The 17,608-nt window shown below is 45.9% G+C and carries 14 protein-coding genes; 12 read left to right on the plus strand and 2 right to left on the minus strand.

All coding sequences use genetic code 11. The annotated features are described in order from the left end of the window. Positions 1–6 precede the first annotated feature (6 nt). The 11 genes from GCU85_RS05945 (at position 7) to lpxC (ending at position 13,285) form a co-directional block, all read left to right on the plus strand. Positions 7–1,401, plus strand: a complete 1,395-nt coding sequence (locus GCU85_RS05945; protein WP_152810268.1) for a UDP-N-acetylmuramoyl-tripeptide--D-alanyl-D-alanine ligase — start codon at positions 7–9, stop codon at positions 1,399–1,401. 2 nt (positions 1,402–1,403) lie between these two features. After that, complete coding sequence (gene mraY, locus GCU85_RS05950; protein ID WP_328592800.1) at positions 1,404–2,486, plus strand: phospho-N-acetylmuramoyl-pentapeptide-transferase; 1,083 nt, start codon at positions 1,404–1,406, stop codon at positions 2,484–2,486. An 18-nt stretch (positions 2,487–2,504) separates the two neighbouring features. Next, positions 2,505–3,845 (plus strand): UDP-N-acetylmuramoyl-L-alanine--D-glutamate ligase, encoded by a 1,341-nt coding sequence (murD, locus tag GCU85_RS05955; protein ID WP_152810269.1) that lies wholly within the window; start codon positions 2,505–2,507, stop codon positions 3,843–3,845. After that, positions 3,838–5,136 (plus strand): putative lipid II flippase FtsW, encoded by a 1,299-nt coding sequence (gene ftsW, locus GCU85_RS05960; RefSeq protein WP_152810270.1) that lies wholly within the window; start codon positions 3,838–3,840, stop codon positions 5,134–5,136. The genes murD and ftsW overlap by 8 nt, the downstream gene beginning before the upstream one ends. Next, positions 5,129–6,280 (plus strand): undecaprenyldiphospho-muramoylpentapeptide beta-N-acetylglucosaminyltransferase, encoded by a 1,152-nt coding sequence (gene murG, locus GCU85_RS05965; protein ID WP_235896237.1) that lies wholly within the window; start codon positions 5,129–5,131, stop codon positions 6,278–6,280. The genes ftsW and murG overlap by 8 nt, the downstream gene beginning before the upstream one ends. Continuing rightward, the gene (gene murC, locus GCU85_RS05970) at positions 6,270–7,772 is read left to right on the plus strand and encodes a UDP-N-acetylmuramate--L-alanine ligase (protein WP_152810271.1); all 1,503 of its coding nucleotides are present in this window, start codon (positions 6,270–6,272) and stop codon (positions 7,770–7,772) included. Before murG ends, murC begins: the two co-directional genes overlap by 11 nt. 1 nt (position 7,773) lies before the next feature. Then, the gene (locus GCU85_RS05975) at positions 7,774–8,754 is read left to right on the plus strand and encodes a D-alanine--D-alanine ligase (RefSeq protein ID WP_152810272.1); all 981 of its coding nucleotides are present in this window, start codon (positions 7,774–7,776) and stop codon (positions 8,752–8,754) included. Continuing rightward, on the plus strand, positions 8,747–9,607 hold the full coding sequence (locus tag GCU85_RS05980) for a cell division protein FtsQ/DivIB (RefSeq protein WP_152810273.1): 861 nt from the start codon (positions 8,747–8,749) through the stop codon (positions 9,605–9,607). The genes GCU85_RS05975 and GCU85_RS05980 overlap by 8 nt, the downstream gene beginning before the upstream one ends. A gap of 19 nt (positions 9,608–9,626) precedes the next feature. Beyond that, complete coding sequence (ftsA, locus tag GCU85_RS05985; RefSeq protein ID WP_152810274.1) at positions 9,627–10,853, plus strand: cell division protein FtsA; 1,227 nt, start codon at positions 9,627–9,629, stop codon at positions 10,851–10,853. Positions 10,854–10,946: 93 nt separating this feature from the next. Continuing rightward, positions 10,947–12,056, plus strand: a complete 1,110-nt coding sequence (ftsZ, locus tag GCU85_RS05990) for a cell division protein FtsZ (RefSeq protein ID WP_152810275.1) — start codon at positions 10,947–10,949, stop codon at positions 12,054–12,056. 290 nt (positions 12,057–12,346) lie between these two features. Further along, positions 12,347–13,285: a UDP-3-O-acyl-N-acetylglucosamine deacetylase gene (gene lpxC, locus GCU85_RS05995; protein WP_152810276.1), complete on the plus strand. Its 939-nt coding sequence runs from the start codon at positions 12,347–12,349 to the stop codon at positions 13,283–13,285. Positions 13,286–13,733: 448 nt separating this feature from the next. On the opposite strand, the gene GCU85_RS06000 is transcribed toward lpxC, so the two are convergent. Further along, entirely contained in the window at positions 13,734–14,147 is a 414-nt protein-coding gene (locus GCU85_RS06000) for a universal stress protein (protein WP_152810277.1), read from the minus strand. Between the two features lie 186 nt (positions 14,148–14,333). Beyond that, a complete protein-coding gene (locus GCU85_RS06005; protein ID WP_152810278.1) occupies positions 14,334–16,148 on the minus strand; it encodes a BCCT family transporter in 1,815 nt (604 codons plus the stop codon). Between the two features lie 625 nt (positions 16,149–16,773). Here GCU85_RS06005 and GCU85_RS06010 point away from each other — a divergent pair. Further along, on the plus strand, positions 16,774–17,583 hold the full coding sequence (locus tag GCU85_RS06010) for a DUF4328 domain-containing protein (RefSeq protein ID WP_218110570.1): 810 nt from the start codon (positions 16,774–16,776) through the stop codon (positions 17,581–17,583). The last annotated feature ends 25 nt before the right edge of the window (positions 17,584–17,608 follow it).

Here is a 17,608-nt window from a genome sequence, read left to right on the forward strand (position 1 = left end):
GGCAAGATGAAACCCTTTGATGCAAAGACCTTGAATCGCGTATGGCGCTCGCTATTGGTGGAAACGCTGGACGAATCAGCACATAACACCGCCATGATAGCGTCAATTAATACAGATAGCCGAGCCATTAAGCCAATGGATTGCTTTGTTGCTTTGGTTGGTGAGCACTTTGATGGGCATGATTTTTGTCAAGCGGCCGTTAATCAGGGTGCAAATTTATTAGTGGTTGAAAGCAAACAGCCAATCGACTGTCCGCAAATTGTGGTCAAGGATACGCGGCGCGCTTTAGGGTTACTGGCGGCTGAAATTCGACGGCAATTTGGCGGCCAAGTCATCGGGTTAACCGGGTCAGTGGGTAAAACGACCACGAAACAGATGTTGGCAAATATTTGTCAGCAAGTTGGTAAAACGCATATGACACAAGGGAACTTGAATAACGATTTGGGTGTTCCGTTTACGTGGTTTGCGTTACCTGAGGATTGTCAGTTTGCTGTCATCGAAATGGGGGCTAATCATCAGGGTGAAATTGCGTATTTAGCAGAAATTGTGCAGCCTGATGTGGGGTTGGTATTAAATGCTGGGCAGGCACACTTAGCAGGATTTGGTGGGCTAGATGGCGTGGCAAAAGGCAAAGGTGAATTATTTTCCGCTTTGCAGTCGCACCAAACGGCGGTGATTAATGCCGATGATGCGTATGCCAATTGGTGGCAGGATATGGCGGCAAACGCTGGCAGTAAGGTGACCTTTTCGATGCGGGAAAATGCCGGTGCTGACGTTTATGCCAGTGATATACAGCTTGCTGAACAGCGGTTTACTTTGCATTATGGTCAACATACAGCGACTGTGAACTTGCCAGTAGTCGGTAAACACTATGTACAAAATGCAATTGCCGCTGCCGCTGCCGCGTATGCAGCGGGTTTGCCCATGGCTGCCGTTGTGGCCGGTTTGCAAACCTTTACGTTGGCCGCAGGGCGGCAGCAACTGATTCAGCTTGGTCAGGTAGTAATCATTGATGATACCTATAACGCGAATCCGCAATCAATGCAGGCCGCTGGTGATGCGCTTTCTTTTGCAACAGGTTATAAAATTATGGTGTTAGGTGATATGGCGGAGTTGGGCGAGGCGCAGATTGAAATTCATGCGCAGCTAGGTGCAAGCTTGCAACACGCGGCTGATGCTTTTTTTTGTACAGGGACAATGATGCAGTATTTTGCGCAGCACAATCAGCGGGCGCAGTGGTTTTTGGATAAACAGCGCCTGAGCGACGAATTATTACAGTGGATTATATCCAACGTTGATAAAACAGTGCCCACGACAATTTTGGTCAAAGGCTCGAGAAGCATGAAAATGGAAACGATTGTTGAATTTTTGCGCCAACAGATTAACCCAGTAGAGGAGTAGTTGTGTTTTACCATCTTTCACAGTTATTGGTCGATCAGTTTTCTATTTTTAATGCCATTTCTTATGTGACATTGCGCATTATTCTAGCGGCACTGACGGCGTTTTTAGTGTCCATTTGTTTTGGACCTAAAATGATTCGTTTATTACAGGTCAAGCAAATGGGGCAATTTGTGCGAGACGACGGACCAGAGTCGCATTTTAAGAAACAAGGGACACCAACGATGGGTGGCGTGTTGATATTGCTTTCGATTGGGCTGGCGACGCTAGCTTGGTGCAATTTAAGTAATGTGTATGTGTGGATTTGTATTTTTGTCACCGCGGGGTTTGGCTATGTCGGCTGGCTCGATGATTATCGTAAGTTAATCAAAAAAGACCCGTTGGGGTTGCGCGCCAAAGAAAAATATTTATTGCAGTCTGTGATTGCTATTTTGGCAGCGATTTGGTTGTTTTTGATTGCCGATGATCCATTAGATACGGCGTTACTTTTCCCCATGTTAAAAGACGTTGCCTTGCCGCTGGGGTTGTTATTCATCCCGTGGGTATTCTTGGTGCTAACGGGCGCCAGTAATGCGGTAAATTTAACCGATGGATTAGATGGATTGGCGATTTTGCCAACGGTTTTAGTTGCCGCGGGGTTAGGTGTTTATGCTTATGTGACAGGGCATTTTACTTTTGCTGAGTACCTGCATATGCCATTTGTTCGCGGTTCGGGTGAAATGGCAATTATTTGTGGTGCCATTGCGGGCGCGGGGTTGGGTTTTTTATGGTTTAACGCGCACCCTGCGTTGGTTTTTATGGGGGATGTGGGTGCTTTAGCCTTAGGCGCTTTGCTCGGTATTATTGCTATTGCGATACGGCAAGAATTTGTGTTGGCCATTATGGGGGGGATTTTTGTCTTAGAGACCGTATCTGTCGCGATGCAAGTCATCTCTTATCGGCTAACGGGCAAGCGGATTTTCCGCATGGCGCCTATTCATCACCACTTTGAATTAAAAGGTTGGCCCGAGTCGCGTGTCACCGTTCGCTTTTGGATAGTGACGGTGGTGCTCGTGTTGATTGGGCTGTCGTTACTTAAACTTAGATAAGATTATTTTTTTATTACCATGTTTGTTGAAGAAAAATTAAAACAACTGATGCTACCAGAGCCTGTTGCCATTATTGGTGCAGGGTTGACAGGGAAGTCTTGTTTTAATTTATTGTCTGCGGTAGGCATCCAGTGCCAAGTTTTTGATGAGCGCAAGATACTGCCGCAGCATTTTTCTGAAAACCCTGATATGGTTGCTTTAGGTCCATTTGAAGCAAAAACCTTTGCCGAATTTGCCACCATTTTAGTCTCGCCTGGGGTTGATTTGCGCCGCGCTTGTTTTGTGAATGCTGTGGCTAAAATTATTACGGATATTGAATTATTCGGTCGGTTGACAACGCGCCCAGTCATCGGTGTGACGGGTTCTAACGGCAAGTCTAGCGTGGTGTCAATGTTGCATTTGGCAACACAGCAACAAGGGCTTGATTATTTGTTATGTGGCAATATCGGTGTGCCCGTATTGGCCGCGTTGCAGGGCTCTGATGACCAATGCGATGGTTACATTGTAGAGCTATCTAGTTATCATTTAGAACGTGCACCTAGCTTGCACTTAGCTATTGGCACTTGGTTAAATGTTAGCCCCGATCATTTGGATCGTTACGATAGCTATGCTGATTATGTGGCCACCAAAGCAAAAATTTTTGCACAAGCCGATTACTGTGTGGCAAACGCAGCGGATAGTAACGTGCTAGATTATGCGCAAAAATACAATAACGTGGTTTATTTTTCTGGTGAGCGCAACCGAATGATTCCAGCGACCTATCATTGTGAAGCAGACATGATTTATGCAGGTCAGCAAGCACTGTTTGATATGGCGAATTTTTCTCAAGTCGGACTGCACCATGCCGAAAATATCATGGCGGTTTTTGCCATGGCAAAGCGTTTAAAAATACGCGATGCTGCAGTGGTAGCAGCGTGTCAGCAATTTGTTCCTTTACCTAGTCGTTCGGTGACAGTGGGGAAAAAAGACGGTGTCCTATTTATTAACGACTCCAAGGGCACAAATGTCGGTGCGGCGGTTGCTGCGATTCGCGGTATTGACGCACCGATTATTTTAATTGCTGGTGGGCAAGGCAAAGGCCAAGACTTTTCACCATTAAAACAAGTCTGCAAAAACCATGCCAAGCACGTGTTATTAATGGGTGAAGATGCCCCGTTATTAGCGACGGTGCTTCAAGGTAGCGTGGCGATAAGCCGCGTGAATGATTTGAACGAAGCAGTTAGCACGGCTATTCGTATCGCTGTTCCAGGGGATGTGGTGTTGTTATCACCAGCGTGTGCGAGTTTTGATATGTTTAGTAGTTATTTGGCGCGTGGTGACTTGTTTGAAAAAATAGTAAGGGAGTGGATTGATGCATAAAACAATGGTTTCTAGACAGCAAACAATAACGCATTCGCCATTGCAGGATTTTTATCAGACGCAAACAACGCAAAGCCGTTGGTCAGGCCTGTTATTTCCTGATAAATTATTGGTGTTTAGTTTGCTATTGTTGATGCTTTATGGCTGGGTAATGCTAACTAGTGCCTCGATGCCACGGGCAGGAAGCTATGGTTCGCCTTTTGCGATATCATTGCGCCAAGGCTTATACATGGGGCTAGGGTTTGTTATCGCCTATGCTGTTTTTATGGTGCCTTCTAATTGGTGGTTTAAGCATTCGTACCGAATCTTATTGGTTGGATTTGGTTTTTTATTGTTGGTGTTAGTGCCCGGTGTCGGGCGTGAAATTAATGGCGCGATGCGCTGGATTCCGCTAGGTATCGTTAATATTCAGGCATCTGAATTTGCTAGGGTTTGCATGATGATTTATGCGGCTGCGTATTTGCATCGCTATCAGAATCAAATTCATAAGTCACTCTGGGCGATGCTTAGGTTGCTGATTGTATTAGCGGTATTTGCCGTGCTGCTGTTAAAACAACCCGATTTTGGCGCAACTGTCGTCATTGGTGCGACCGTATTGGGTATGATTTTTTTAGCGGGCGTATGTTTGGTTCGCTTTGTTTCGTGTTCGATTGCAGTGGCTATTGTTGCAGCGCTGGTATTGGTTGCAGCGCCTTATCGGCGTGCACGATTGGTGAGTTTTTTAGACCCTTGGGAAGATGCGTTTGGTAGCGGTTATCAATTGGTGCAATCGCTAATTGCCATTGGGCGTGGTGAGACCCTCGGTGTCGGGATGGGGGAAAGCATTCAAAAACACCATTATTTACCTGAGGCACACACTGATTTTATTTTTTCTATTATTGCCGAAGAGCTAGGATTGGTCGGCGTTTGTGTGTTAATGATACTGTTTACGATTGTCGTTTGGCGTGCGTTTGTCATTGCCAGTAATGCCGACAAAGTGCGTATGCGGTTTGCGAGTTGTCTGGCCTACGGTATTGGCGTGTGGTTAGCGATTCAATCGTTAATCAACATGTCGGTTGCGACAGGTATCTTGCCAACAAAAGGTTTGACGCTACCCATGATAAGCTTTGGCGGGTCGTCTTTGTTGGCCAGTTTTATTTTGTTTGCATTGCTGCTGCGTATTGATAGTGAATCACGCTACCTATTAGCGCGACAAGGGGAGGTGACTGCAAAAAATAAAGCAAATAATCAAATAAACAGGCAAATAGATAGGCAAATAGATAGATCAGGACAAGGGATGCCAAATGACTGATGCTATGCCGTTAACAGCCGCGCCCTTGACCGGTAAGACCATTATGATTGGTGCGGGTGGTACGGGCGGTCATGTGTATCCTGCTTTGGCGGTAGCGCACGAATTGCAAGCGTTAGGTGCGACGGTGCATTGGTTGGGCACGGCTGAGGGGATTGAGTCACGTTTAGTCCCTGATGCAGGACTTGCCCTATCAACCATCCGCATACAAGGTGTGCGGGGTAATGGGCTAAAGCGATTAGTGAAAGCGCCGTTGGCGATTTTACACGCCATACGACAGGCAAAAGCGGTGTTGTCTCAATACCAACCTGATGTGTATATTGGCTTTGGTGGTTTTGCCAGTGGTCCAGGTGCGGCGGCGGCAAAATGGTTGTCTATTCCAGTGATTATTCACGAGCAAAACGCCGCCATGGGGCTCACCAATCGATTGGCATCTCGCTGGGCAAAGCGTGTGTTGCTGGCGTTTCCGCTAGCGCGTGAAAAAACACGTGGCGAGCGAAATCATGGGCATAGTCGCGGTGAAATCGTCGGTAATCCTGTGCGTCAATCTATTGCGCAGTTAGCGGCACAAGGTAGCCGATATGGCCGATTGCATGACGCCAATCAGCCCGTCCGGGTATTAATCGTCGGGGGAAGTTTGGGCGCGAAAGCAATCAATGAAGTCATACCAGAGGCTGTTTTGCCCCTATTGCCCAATATTACCGTGACCCACCAGACGGGGGCAACTACCTTTGAACAAACGTCGGCTGCTTATCAAGCCTTGGGTATTTTAGCGCAAGTAGACTGTCGGGCCTATATCGACGATATGGCGGCAGCTTATGCAAATAGTGATTTAGTCATTGCACGGGCTGGGGCTTTGACGGTGAGCGAAATAGCGACAGTTGGGTTGGCTGCTATTTTTGTTCCGCTACCACATGCGGTTGATAATCATCAGTTTTTGAATGCAAAATTTCTTGTTGATGCAGGGGCGGCTGTGATTGTGCCACAAGATGAGTTAACGGCGCACCGCCTTAAAAACGAAATACAAACCCTCATGGCTGCAAAAACGCAGTTGAGCGAAATGGGGAATCATGCCCTGCAACAGAGCCATGCGCATGCGTTATCGACAATTGTAGCGGTTGTTCAGGAGGTATTAGATGACGTGTGATAATGTGAAGTACGATAATCAGCCACGTAAGCATATGCGCCGCGTGAATCATATTCATTTTGTGGGGATTGGTGGCGCTGGAATGAATGGCATTGCTGAGGTGATGGTGAATTTGGGCTATGCTGTGTCGGGCTCAGATATTCAGTCATCCAGTGCAACGCAAAGGCTGCAATCACTAGGCGTCGATGTCACAGTGGGGCATCAAGCCGAACAAGTGAATAAAGCCGATGTTGTCGTTAAATCGACAGCAATTCAATCAGATAACCCCGAGATAATCGCGGCGCATGCCGCGAGAATTCCAGTAGTCAGCCGCGCGGAGATGCTGGCTGAAATTATGCGTTATCGATTTGGCATCGCTGTTTCAGGGACACATGGAAAAACCACCACGACGTCGATTTTGGCCTCGCTATTGGGCGATGCAGGATTAGACCCGACGTTTGTTATTGGTGGCGTGTTAAATCGCGCAGGCACGAGCGCAAAACTCGGACAAAGCGATTATTTAATTGCCGAGGCGGATGAATCGGATGCCTCGTTTTTGCATCTAACGCCAATGCTAACGGTGGTAACGAATATCGATGCAGACCATTTAGAGACGTACGGTGGAGATTTTTCGGTTTATCGACAAACGTTCGTTGATTTTTTACAACGAATGCCGTTTTATGGGCTGGCCGTGGTTTGTTATGATGATGTCAATATTCAAAAAATCCTACCAGATATAGGGCGCCCTGTCGTGACGTATGGAAGCGCTGCGGATTGCGATATTTATGTTAAAGACATCCGTACAACAGGCTTGATGACAAGCTTTGATGTGGTGTTTTCGCGAGATAACCCAAGCGCCTGTGTCACCTTTGATTTACAAATGCCAGGCAAACATAATGTTTTGAATGCGCTTGCTGCGATTGCCGTTGCGCATGAACTAGATGTGCCTATGCAACAAATCCAACAAGGGGTTGCTAATTTTAATGGCGTTGGACGGCGTTTTACGTTGCGTGGATATTTATCCAAGGCACAAGCACAAATTCCGGTATTCGAAGACTATGGGCATCATCCCCGAGAGCTTTCTGCTGTCTTATCGGCGGCGAAAGCGGCTTTTCCCGATAAGCGAATTTTTGCGGTCTTTCAGCCGCATCGGTTTTCTCGTACACGGGATTTATTTGATGATTTTGCCAATGTGTTGGCGCAGTTTGATAAATTGATTCTGACCCGCGTTTATGCCGCGGGTGAGGCGCATATTCCTGATGCAGATGGACGCGCGTTAGCACGTGCCATTCGAGCGCGGGGTGGGGTTGAGCCGATCTTTGTACCTGAGTTTGACAAAATATCTGAGCAAACGATTCATGTTGCGAATGCTGATGATGTCATTTTGGTTTTGGGTGCTGGGTCTATCGGTCAAATCGCCACGCAAGTTGTTATGCAAACTGCCATGCAAACTGACATACAAGCCGTATCAAAAGACGCATCGAATAGTTCAAACACTAGCGGAGGAGACTAATATGTCGAACGCACTAGACACTAACGCATTAGACACCAGCGCATGGCTTTCTCCTGAGCAGATTCAAGCGCTTGGCAAGGTCGGTGTGTTGTATGGCGGGTTTTCTGCTGAACGCACGGTCTCTTTGGCAACAGGTAGTGCGATATACAATGCGTTGATTGACGCGGGTATTGACGCCGAGCTATACGATGTTGACCGACAATTTTTGTCGGTATTAATCGATAAGCCGTTTGATTTTGCCTTTATTGCCCTGCACGGACGTGGTGGTGAAGACGGCACGCTACAAGCGATATTAGACTGGCTTGAAATTCCTTATGTTGGTAGTGGGATGCAGGCATCTGCTATTGCGATGGATAAGGTCAAAACCAAACAAATTTGGCAAGCATCTGGTTTGCCAGTGTTGCCGCAAATGCTATTGCATGCGGGTGTTTGCCCCGCTGATGTCGTCGCCCAAGTTGGGTTGCCGCTAGCCATCAAGCCTGCTTTAGAAGGCTCTAGTGTGGGTATTAGCAAAGTGTGCAGTGAAGCGGAAATTATGCCTGCGTATGAAAAAGCGCGGGGTTATGACCGTGTGATTATGGCAGAGCGCTGGGTGGAAGGTGACGAGCTAACTGGCGCCATTATCGGTGATGAAGTGATGCCACTGATTCGAATTCGAATGCAAACGGGCTTTTATGACTATGAAGCGAAATACGTAACAGGTGCGACGGCTTATGAATGCCCCTGTGGTCTGCCAGCAGAACAAGAAGCGGCAATCCAAACGTTAATGAAGTCAGCGGCAAAAGCGATTGGCGTCAAGGACTGGTCTCGGGTGGATGTGATGCTCGATGCGGCGCAACAACCTTGGCTGCTAGAAATTAACACCATACCAGGTATGACGCCGACATCGCTAGTGCCAAAAGCCGCAAAACAAGCAGGAATGCGATTCGAAGACACCGTCATTAAAATACTAAAAACTTCATGGGAGAGTTACCATGCGTGATTTTGCAAGTTATGTCAATAACCAGCGATTACCCGATAAACGAGGGGTTTCCATGCGCCGCGATATTGATTGGTGGATGGAGTTTGTTGCAAGTAAGTTAGCCAAATGTTTGTTTTTGTTATTGCTGGCTGCGATGTTGCTTTTGGGTAAGTTGTTTGGGCAGCTGGCACAAGACGCGAGCCGTTTTCCGATTAATGACATTACGTTAAAAGGCGAGATAAAAATCACAACCGCTGAGAAAATTCACGCGGCATTACAGCCATTTAACCAAACTAGTTTTTTTGGTGTTGATGTCAATGCCGTATCAGCGTCATTGCATGAATTACCGTGGATACAGCAAGTTTCGGTGGAACGGGCATGGCCTGATCAATTGTTGATTCATGTTTCTGAGTACGATGCGCGTTATCGTTGGGGTGATGGGTATCTGCTAGACGCATCTGGTAGTCGATTTCCAAATAGTGGGCATCAGGCTTTTGCGGCGTTACCGCTGTTAATCGGTCCAGATGGGTTTGAATCGATGGTCATTGATACCTACGAAAAGGTCGAAGCCGTGTTTTTACCGATAGCGGCGGCAAAAGGCCAGCTACCACTAAAACAATTGGTATTAACGCCATATTTATCCTGGGAGTTACATTTAGACAAGCAAGTAGTGGTAAAATTCGGGCGCGATCAATTTGGAGAGCGTTTACAGCGCTTTGCAGAAGCTTACCAAGTCGGTAAAATTCCCGAATTAGAAAAACTGCAAACGATTGATTTTCGTTATCGCAGTGGGTTTGCTGTTAAATGGCAACCAGCCTTTGCACCCAAAGCGAATGAAGCAGAGCTGATTGATGCTTCACATACTGAGATATAGACCATAAATTGATGAAAAAATGAAGTATGGACAAATAGTTGCTGCAATCGATATTGGCTCTGAGAAAATTGTTGCCGCGTTGGCAAATATCTCAGCTCAGGGAGATATTAACCTCATTGCGTTGGTGGAAAAACAGTCCAAAGGCGTTAAAAAGGGGGGGATTGCCAATATCGCACTAGTTAAGCACACCGTCAACGCGGTGTTAGATGAGCTAGAGGCAGATGGCAGTTATCAAATCCATTCAATTATTTCGTCTATTTCAGGCATTAATATTGTCGGGCATAATGCAGACGGTCGTATCGTGATTAAGAGTAACCATATTACCAAACATAACGTGCTACAAGCCGCCATGATTGCCCGAGATGTCGCAGTTCAGGAAGGGCGACACCTGCTGCATTTGCTAAAGCAAGATATTATCGTAGATAACCAGCATGGTATAGACGACCCGATTGGACTGATTGGTGAAACGCTTGAGCTTCACGCGCATGCTATTACCACCACACAAACGCACTATCAAAATTTACTACAGGTGTTTTCTGAGCGCGATGTTGATGTGGAATCCGTCGTGTCGGCTGGGTTGGCTTCGGCATTAGCGGTGACGATGCCTGAGGAAAAAAAGTTAGGTGTTTGTGTTTTAGATATTGGTGCAGGCACAACAGAGATTACTATCATTGCCAATAACGTGGTCAAGCATTCAGAAGTCATTCAAATAGGCGGCGAAGCGATCACCAGTGATGTCGCGTTTTTTATGCGTTCTACGACAGAAACAGCCGACTGGGCTAAACAACAAGTCGCTATCGATTTTGACTACCCTTTATCAGACACGTTAGAAATTCCAGGCCTTAGCGAAGCATCGCGCAGCTATCCCAAATACGAAATTGCAGAGGTAATCCGCGATCGCTGTGAAGACTTGATTCACATTGTGATGCAAAAAATCAACCGCGCTGGATTTGAATCAGCTTTTCCAGCGGGTTTTGTGATTTGCGGTGGCGGGGCACAGTTGCTGGGGATTGAAACACTCCTCATGCACCAAAGCCAGTTGCCTGTTCGCCGCGGTGAGGTCGAATTAACCATTAACGGCAAAACGGTCAAAGCCTGTCGCTATGCGACTTTGATGGGGTTGTTCATGTGTGCTTACGAAGAAGATTACAGCTCGGCACTGACGCAGCGACGAAAAAAAGGTATAATTAAGTCTATTGTGACCAGTGCTAAAACAGTGGTACAACGATTGCGACAATATTTTTAAATGTCAGAGGTTAACCTGTTGTTTAGACTGATTTTGGTGAGAGTGACGACAGAGTAGGCGATGATTTCAATAGAAAAAAATTAGGGGAGTGACATGTTTGAATTAATGGACAACAGCGAAACAGGTGTGCAACCTGCCGTCATTAAAGTGATTGGTGTCGGTGGTGGTGGCGGTAATGCCGTCCAGTACATGATGGATAGAGAATTGGCAGGTGTTGAGTTGTACTGTGCAAATACCGATTTGCAAGCATTGCATGTGTCTCCGGTGAAAAACAAGGTGCAATTAGGAAAAGAGGTCACGCGCGGGCTAGGTGCGGGGGCAAATCCAGAAATCGGTCGCAAATCGGCCGTTGAAGACAAAGAAAAGCTGGTTAGCATCTTGGATGGAACCGACATGCTATTTATTGCTGCTGGCATGGGCGGCGGGACTGGTACAGGTGCTGCGCCAGTGATTGCAGAAATTGCCAAAGAATTAGGTATTTTGACAGTTGCTGTCGTGACCAAACCTTTTACTTTTGAAGGGAATAAAAGGGGACAAGCGGCACTTGCTGGTATCAGTGAATTATCTGATCATGTGGACTCATTAATTACTATTCCGAATGATCGATTATTAGCGGTAATGGGCAAGTCAGCGAATATTTCACAGGCGTTTGACACGGCAAATGGCGTTTTGTTTGGTGCGGTTCAGGGGATTTCTGACTTAATTGTGCGCCCTGGTTTAATTAACGTTGATTTTGCTGATGTTAAAACCGTGATGTCCGAACGGGGTATTGCGATGATGGGCGCAGGTACAGCAACAGGGGAAAACCGAGCACAAGAGGCTGCCAGTCAAGCCATCTCAAGCCCATTGCTTGAAAATATCGACTTGTCGGGCGCCAAAGGCGTGTTAGTCAATATCACGGGCGGTGAGCAATTTGCGCTAGACGAGTTGGAAACGGTGGGTAATATCATTCGTGGCATTATGGATGAAGACGCGATGGTGGTTATCGGCACAGTCATTGACAAAGAGATTGAGGACGAATTACGCGTGACGATTGTGGCAACGGGAATTGATAACGCCAATAGCGATGCCAAAATTGCCAGTAAAGCGGCCGCGCAAGCGAGTCAAGCGGCACCCGCTAAGGCGCCACCAGAGCCAAAAAAACGCGGGGACTCACCATTTGAACTCGATATCCCTGCATTTTTGCGTAAAAAGGTCGATTAATTGATGCAATTTAAGGCGAAATTAAGGTGAAATTGAGTAATAGAGTTAGCACAGAATTAGCGCAAAATTAGCACAGAATTAGCAGTGGTAGACGAATAAGCGCGTAAAAATCGATTGCAAGTTACCTAATAATCGATGGTGCGTGGCGGACTGGTCTAATAACGTCAGTAGCGGCGTCAGTAGCGGACGAAGTATAACAAAGTGTAAACAAAGTATAAACAAAGTATAAACAAAGTATAAACAAAGTATAAACAAAGTATAACGAATAATATAACTAACCAATTAGATTGATGATTTTACAAAAAACACTCAAAAAACCCGTTGAAATTTCAGGTGTTGGCTTGCATTCTGGCAAAACCGTGAACATGCAACTATTACCAGCGCCTGCCAATCACGGTATTACCTTTGTTCGCAGTGATCTAAAGCCTGCTAAGCGTTTTCGTGCCTGCCCAACATTGGTGACAGATACGCGTTTATGTACGGTGATTAGTCAAGGCGGTGCGAGTGTTGCAACCATTGAACACATTATGGCGGCGCTTGCGGGGTTGGGGGTTGATAATGTCGAGATTGTCGTGGATGCGCCAGAAATTCCGATTGTCGATGGTTCGTCAGCGCCCTTTGTGTATGCGATTCAACACGTAGGCTTGTCAACGCAGGATGCTGAAAAACAGTTTATTTTTATCAAACGTGATGTCGAAGTTCGGGTAGAGGACAAATGGGCCAAGCTTAGCCCTTATTCCCGAGGATTTAAGATTGATTTTGCGATTGATTTTACACACCCAGCGATTCGTAAAACCAACAACCGAATTTCATTGAATTTGACTTCTCAACAGTTTGTTCAATCACTTTCACGCGCGAGAACCTTTGGCTTTTTAAGAGACAGCGAATATTTGCGTGAGAATAACCTAGCGCTCGGTGGTAGTTTAGAAAATGCCGTGGTGCTTGATGAGTATCGGGTACTCAATGAACAGGGGCTACGTTACGAAGATGAATTTGTTCGTCACAAAGCCCTAGATGCAGTAGGTGATTTGTATGTATCAGGTTATGCGATTGTTGGGCATTATATGGGATATAAATCCGGTCATGCGCTCAATAATGAATTATTCCGCGCGCTACTTGCTGACAGTCGTGCTTATGAAATTCGTGGCTTTACTGAAGCAGAGGTTGGTGCGTTGAGTCAAACAGGTCTGCAGACAGGGGAGTTACCAGCAACTGGCTGGGTGTTCTAACGCTATTTTTTTGCGTGATTTTCTTTGCGCTTACTCTCTTAGCGAAATTCTCTTAGCGATGTGCAGTTCCGCATCCGTGTTTTATGTTTACGTTGTGGCGCATTGTCGTGCCACATTACCTTCATGGGTAATGAATCCATTACTGCAATCCATTTATTTCGGCAATCCATTTATTACGGTATCCGTCACTGGGTAAATAGCGTTAAGTGTGAGTGGCGTTAAGTGTGAGTGGCCAAGTGTCAATCCCAGTGTGTCAATGACCTTCAGCTTTAATCGTCTAAAAGAAAAACTAAAGAAACACTAAACAAAAATGGCGCATTAGCCTAGCAACCAATGCGCCGTTTTTAGTGGTTGTTTGAATGCTTATTCAACAACGATTGTTCACGTTAGGCAGCCTTGACAGCGACCTTGGCTAACAATTCCAGCTAACAATCCCTAACTAATAATTCTAGCGAACAACAAAGACTGAAACTTTGGCGTAAGAGGCCATATGTCCACCGTGTGAGCTAAAGATATGATCCATAATGCCAGGTTCATGTGATGCCATAATAACCAAATCAGCGCCAATCTCTTCTGTCGCCTTTAATAGTCTCGAGTTGACCTCTGCGCTGGGGTCTGGTGATTTTAAATTAACAGCGTGTGCAGTGATGCTGTATTGCTTTGCTTTGTGTGCGGTAAATTCCTCTAGAATTTGTCCGTACTCGCCCGCACTGCTGGCAATTTCACTGGGTAGTTCGCCAGAGACGCTGACGAAATAAATTTCAGCGTTATATTCGTGTGCCATGTTACAGGCGACATCAACGGCTTTGGCGATTGTGTCACGATGCACTAGATCGACGGGTACCATGATTTTTGAAAACATACAATTAATCCTCTTGTAGCGTAAATTAAATGGTGAGTGGTTACTGTTTATGGTTACTGGTTAATAAATAACCTAACGAATGAACCACTGACTTAATAAGTTGGGGGAGTTAGCTTAATCGCTTAAGCTCCCCCGTGTTTGGGGTTATGTGTCAGTGAAAGTTAAATGTCGCTGGCTAAACACGCTTTACTCAGCACTTTCACGACGATAGTCATTATAGAGTGCCTTTCCTAGGGAAATGCACATCAATACCATAATGATGGTAAAGGGCAATGCGCCAATAATCATGGCATCTTGGAGCGCGGATAATCCGCCGCCGCCAGCAAATAGCAATACCCCAATGACTGATGTTAATACAATGCCCCAAATAATACGGTGACGGATATCGCTTTCTTCTTCACCGCCTGAGACGATGGTGTTGATAACCAAAATGCCACTATCTGCCGAGGTCACTAAGAAAGTCAGAATAAGCACAATACTCATGATAGTAATGCTCTTTAGTATGATGCTGCCATCGCCTAGCATATAGCCTAGTGTGACAAAGAGTTTAGCGGTGTTTTCAGCGCCTGTAATAGCGCCTTCGGCAACGCCTGTAAGCTCTAAATCAATGGCTGTGCCACCGAGAATGGTCATCCACAACCAGCATACTAGCGAAGGGGCGATGACCGCGCCTAGGACGAACTCACGGATGGTGCGTCCTTTAGAAATGCGCGCAAGGAATAGTCCAACAAATGGAGCGAATGCAATCCACCAAGCCCAGTAGAACGTTGTCCAGCCGGCTTGCCAACCGAATAAGCGACCATCTGTACCCGCTTCATAAAGGGCGGCAGTGGTGGTTTCTGGTAGGCTAGCAAGATTTTCGGGTAAGCTTTCACGGAAGCTATCCAAAGAGCCCCATGCATTGGTCGCCGAGGCATATACCGCTTGTAAATCTTCGCTGGATAAACCCGTCTGTTGAACCGCAGGTAGCGCGCTAAACTCAGCGACTGACTGCGGGCCATGCGCACCAAAACTTAGTTGGAAAAAGTGCAATAAATAATCGCCTAACGCGGCGCCATAAGTAGTCATGGCAAAAGCAAACGAGCCAAAGATGACAAAAGTCATTAATAAGATGAGTGACATCACTAGGTTGCCATTGGATAGCCACTTAATGCCGCGCCCAACCCCTGAAACGGCGGATAAAATCGACATAGCCATAATCACAATAAGCCCTGCGATTAATCCAACACGATTGGGTGTCGGTGCCTCGCCTGTTAAATCCATCATCCATTCCATGCCGCTAATGGCGTATAAGCCATTAATGAATTGGCTAACACCAAAACCAATCGTGACGGCAACGCCGAGGATGGTTGCAATCACCCCAACAATGTCAATCACCGCACCGAGCGGACCATTCACATGGCGACCAAATAGTGGCGTCAGTGCTGAGCGAATGGTCAGCGGCATACCACGCGTATAGGCGTAGTAGCACATGCTAAGCCCTGCGGCGACATAAATGGCCCACGCATGGAACCCATAGTGTAAGAAGGTGTAGCGATAGCCAGCGGTTAATCCCTCTGCGGTGTTGCCTGTCACTTTGCCTGCCACGGTTTCAGGGTTAGAGCCCCAAAGCCAAATCGGTTCTGCGGTGGCAAAGACCATCAAGCCAACGCCCAAGCCCGCACCAAACATCATGGCAAACCAAGAAAAACGCGAAAACTCAGGCCCTTCGTTGTTAATGCTTAATCGACGCCTGCCCGAATTGGGGATGGCGGCAATAATGAATAAAAAGACGGCAAATGCGCCAACCGAAATAATGTAAAACGTGTTGAATATGTTGAGGCTGTCCCATTTGGTACTGGACAGTATTGCGCCTGCGCTATCTGACCAAATCAATGCCCACAGGACAAGCACTACCATAATGAGTTTTGAAATGGACGCTAACGGAATAGACTGCCCTTCGTAAAACCCGGTATTGGCGGTGGGTATATCTACATCGGTGAATGGTTCTTTTATCGACATACTATGGTTACCTTTTCGTTATTTATAGTTAAAATTTAATTAAATCATGGTAATAAAATGCATTTTTTCAATGGAGTTATGCGCAGAAACACGTAAAATCTCACAAAAAGCAGCGAAGATTACCAATCTTTCCGCCTTATACCTAACCATAAAATTAGTTATAAATCAAGTTTAATTGATTGGGAAAATTGAGTTAACGTCGTTTTAACTTAGTCGCGTTTTTGATATTAATAACATTTAATGATTTAAAATCAGTTTGTTGTTTTAGCGTATGCGTAAAGTATGCGCAAATTTATTTGGTGCAAATCTAGAGACGCAATTATCTGATACGATATTTTTGATGTCACTTACCATCTAGTTGTATATGACCGCGCATTATTTTTTAAAAAATATAAATAAAATAAACAAGTTAGTGTTATGCGGTGGTATCTGAGTGATTAAATTAGACGAGCTTTAGTGAGCAGTTTTGGCTTAGAATATGCCTTGTTGTCATATGGTTCATACTATCGGATTTGCCCTGATATTGGTATTGCTTTTTTTGAATTATCTTGGTATGTTGACTGAAATTTAGGATTTTTATAAATCAATTGATGGGTACGGTGGTTACGCTATTTAAGGATGTTATATGAACGAAATAAAGCACACAGGCACTGAAATGACAGCTGATACAGATGCCGAAATGATGGCTGACAAAACAACAGATGAAGGTGTTGATAACCCTTATGAATCACCAGGGGAATCTGTGTATCAGCAAATTGAGCAAGCCGCAGGGAGCCAATTTATTCATTCAGATGGGCTAACGAAGTGTGTTGTTTGGGCGTTGTATGCACAAGTCGTAGTGGCGGTGATTTCGATAATTTCTGGGTTTATGGAGTACCAGCTACTGACAGACTATGAACGCGGTGTCTATGCGTCACAGGACGAGGCTGTTGCCGATGGAGAAGCGAACGACAGGCGCCAAATGGTTATTGCCATAGGATACGGGGCTGTGTTTATTATATCGGGTTTTTTGATTCTTAAATGGGTTTATCGCGCGAATTATAATGCAAGGCAGTTGGGGGCTGTTGGTATGAAATTTACTCCAGGTTGGTCTGTTGGTTGGTACTTTATCCCGATTATGTCACTTTGGAAACCCTTTCAGGCGATGCGAGAGATATGGCAAGTCAGTCATAATCCAAAGGATTGGCAATCGGTAGAAGCTGGCTCAATTTTGGGTGCTTGGTGGGCTTTTTTCTTAATCAATGGCTGGCTTGGACGCGTGGTATACAATCAGTCTAACCGCGCAGAAGAAATTGCCGAATTTAAACAGGCGGCTTCCCTAAGCCTCGCATCCGATGTGGTCGGTATTATTTTGGCGTTGGTGACTTTGTTACTCGTCAATAAAATTTATCGTGCGCAAATCGACCAATACAATAGGCTTTTCAGTACACCATGAGTCAATCTGCCTGCACAATAACGAG

Source organism: Ostreibacterium oceani (assembly GCF_009362845.1).
GTDB lineage: Bacteria > Pseudomonadota > Gammaproteobacteria > Cardiobacteriales > Ostreibacteriaceae > Ostreibacterium > Ostreibacterium oceani.

Bases quoted from the DNA above. Each gene is read 5' to 3' on its own strand.
- murC (WP_152810271.1), top strand. From the start codon at position 6,270: ATGACGTGTGATAATGTGAAGTACGATAATCAGCCACGTAAGCATATG.
- GCU85_RS05945 (WP_152810268.1), top strand. From the start codon at position 7: ATGAAACCCTTTGATGCAAAGACCTTGAATCGCGTATGGCGCTCGCTA.
- ftsA (WP_152810274.1), top strand. From the start codon at position 9,627: ATGAAGTATGGACAAATAGTTGCTGCAATCGATATTGGCTCTGAGAAA.
- ftsW (WP_152810270.1), top strand. From the start codon at position 3,838: ATGCATAAAACAATGGTTTCTAGACAGCAAACAATAACGCATTCGCCA.
- GCU85_RS06010 (WP_218110570.1), top strand. From the start codon at position 16,774: ATGAACGAAATAAAGCACACAGGCACTGAAATGACAGCTGATACAGAT.
- lpxC (WP_152810276.1), top strand. From the start codon at position 12,347: ATGATTTTACAAAAAACACTCAAAAAACCCGTTGAAATTTCAGGTGTT.
- GCU85_RS05975 (WP_152810272.1), top strand. From the start codon at position 7,774: ATGTCGAACGCACTAGACACTAACGCATTAGACACCAGCGCATGGCTT.
- GCU85_RS05980 (WP_152810273.1), top strand. From the start codon at position 8,747: ATGCGTGATTTTGCAAGTTATGTCAATAACCAGCGATTACCCGATAAA.
- murD (WP_152810269.1), top strand. From the start codon at position 2,505: ATGTTTGTTGAAGAAAAATTAAAACAACTGATGCTACCAGAGCCTGTT.
- GCU85_RS06000 (WP_152810277.1), bottom strand. From the start codon at position 14,147: ATGTTTTCAAAAATCATGGTACCCGTCGATCTAGTGCATCGTGACACA.
- ftsZ (WP_152810275.1), top strand. From the start codon at position 10,947: ATGTTTGAATTAATGGACAACAGCGAAACAGGTGTGCAACCTGCCGTC.
- GCU85_RS06005 (WP_152810278.1), bottom strand. From the start codon at position 16,148: ATGTCGATAAAAGAACCATTCACCGATGTAGATATACCCACCGCCAAT.
- murG (WP_235896237.1), top strand. From the start codon at position 5,129: ATGACTGATGCTATGCCGTTAACAGCCGCGCCCTTGACCGGTAAGACC.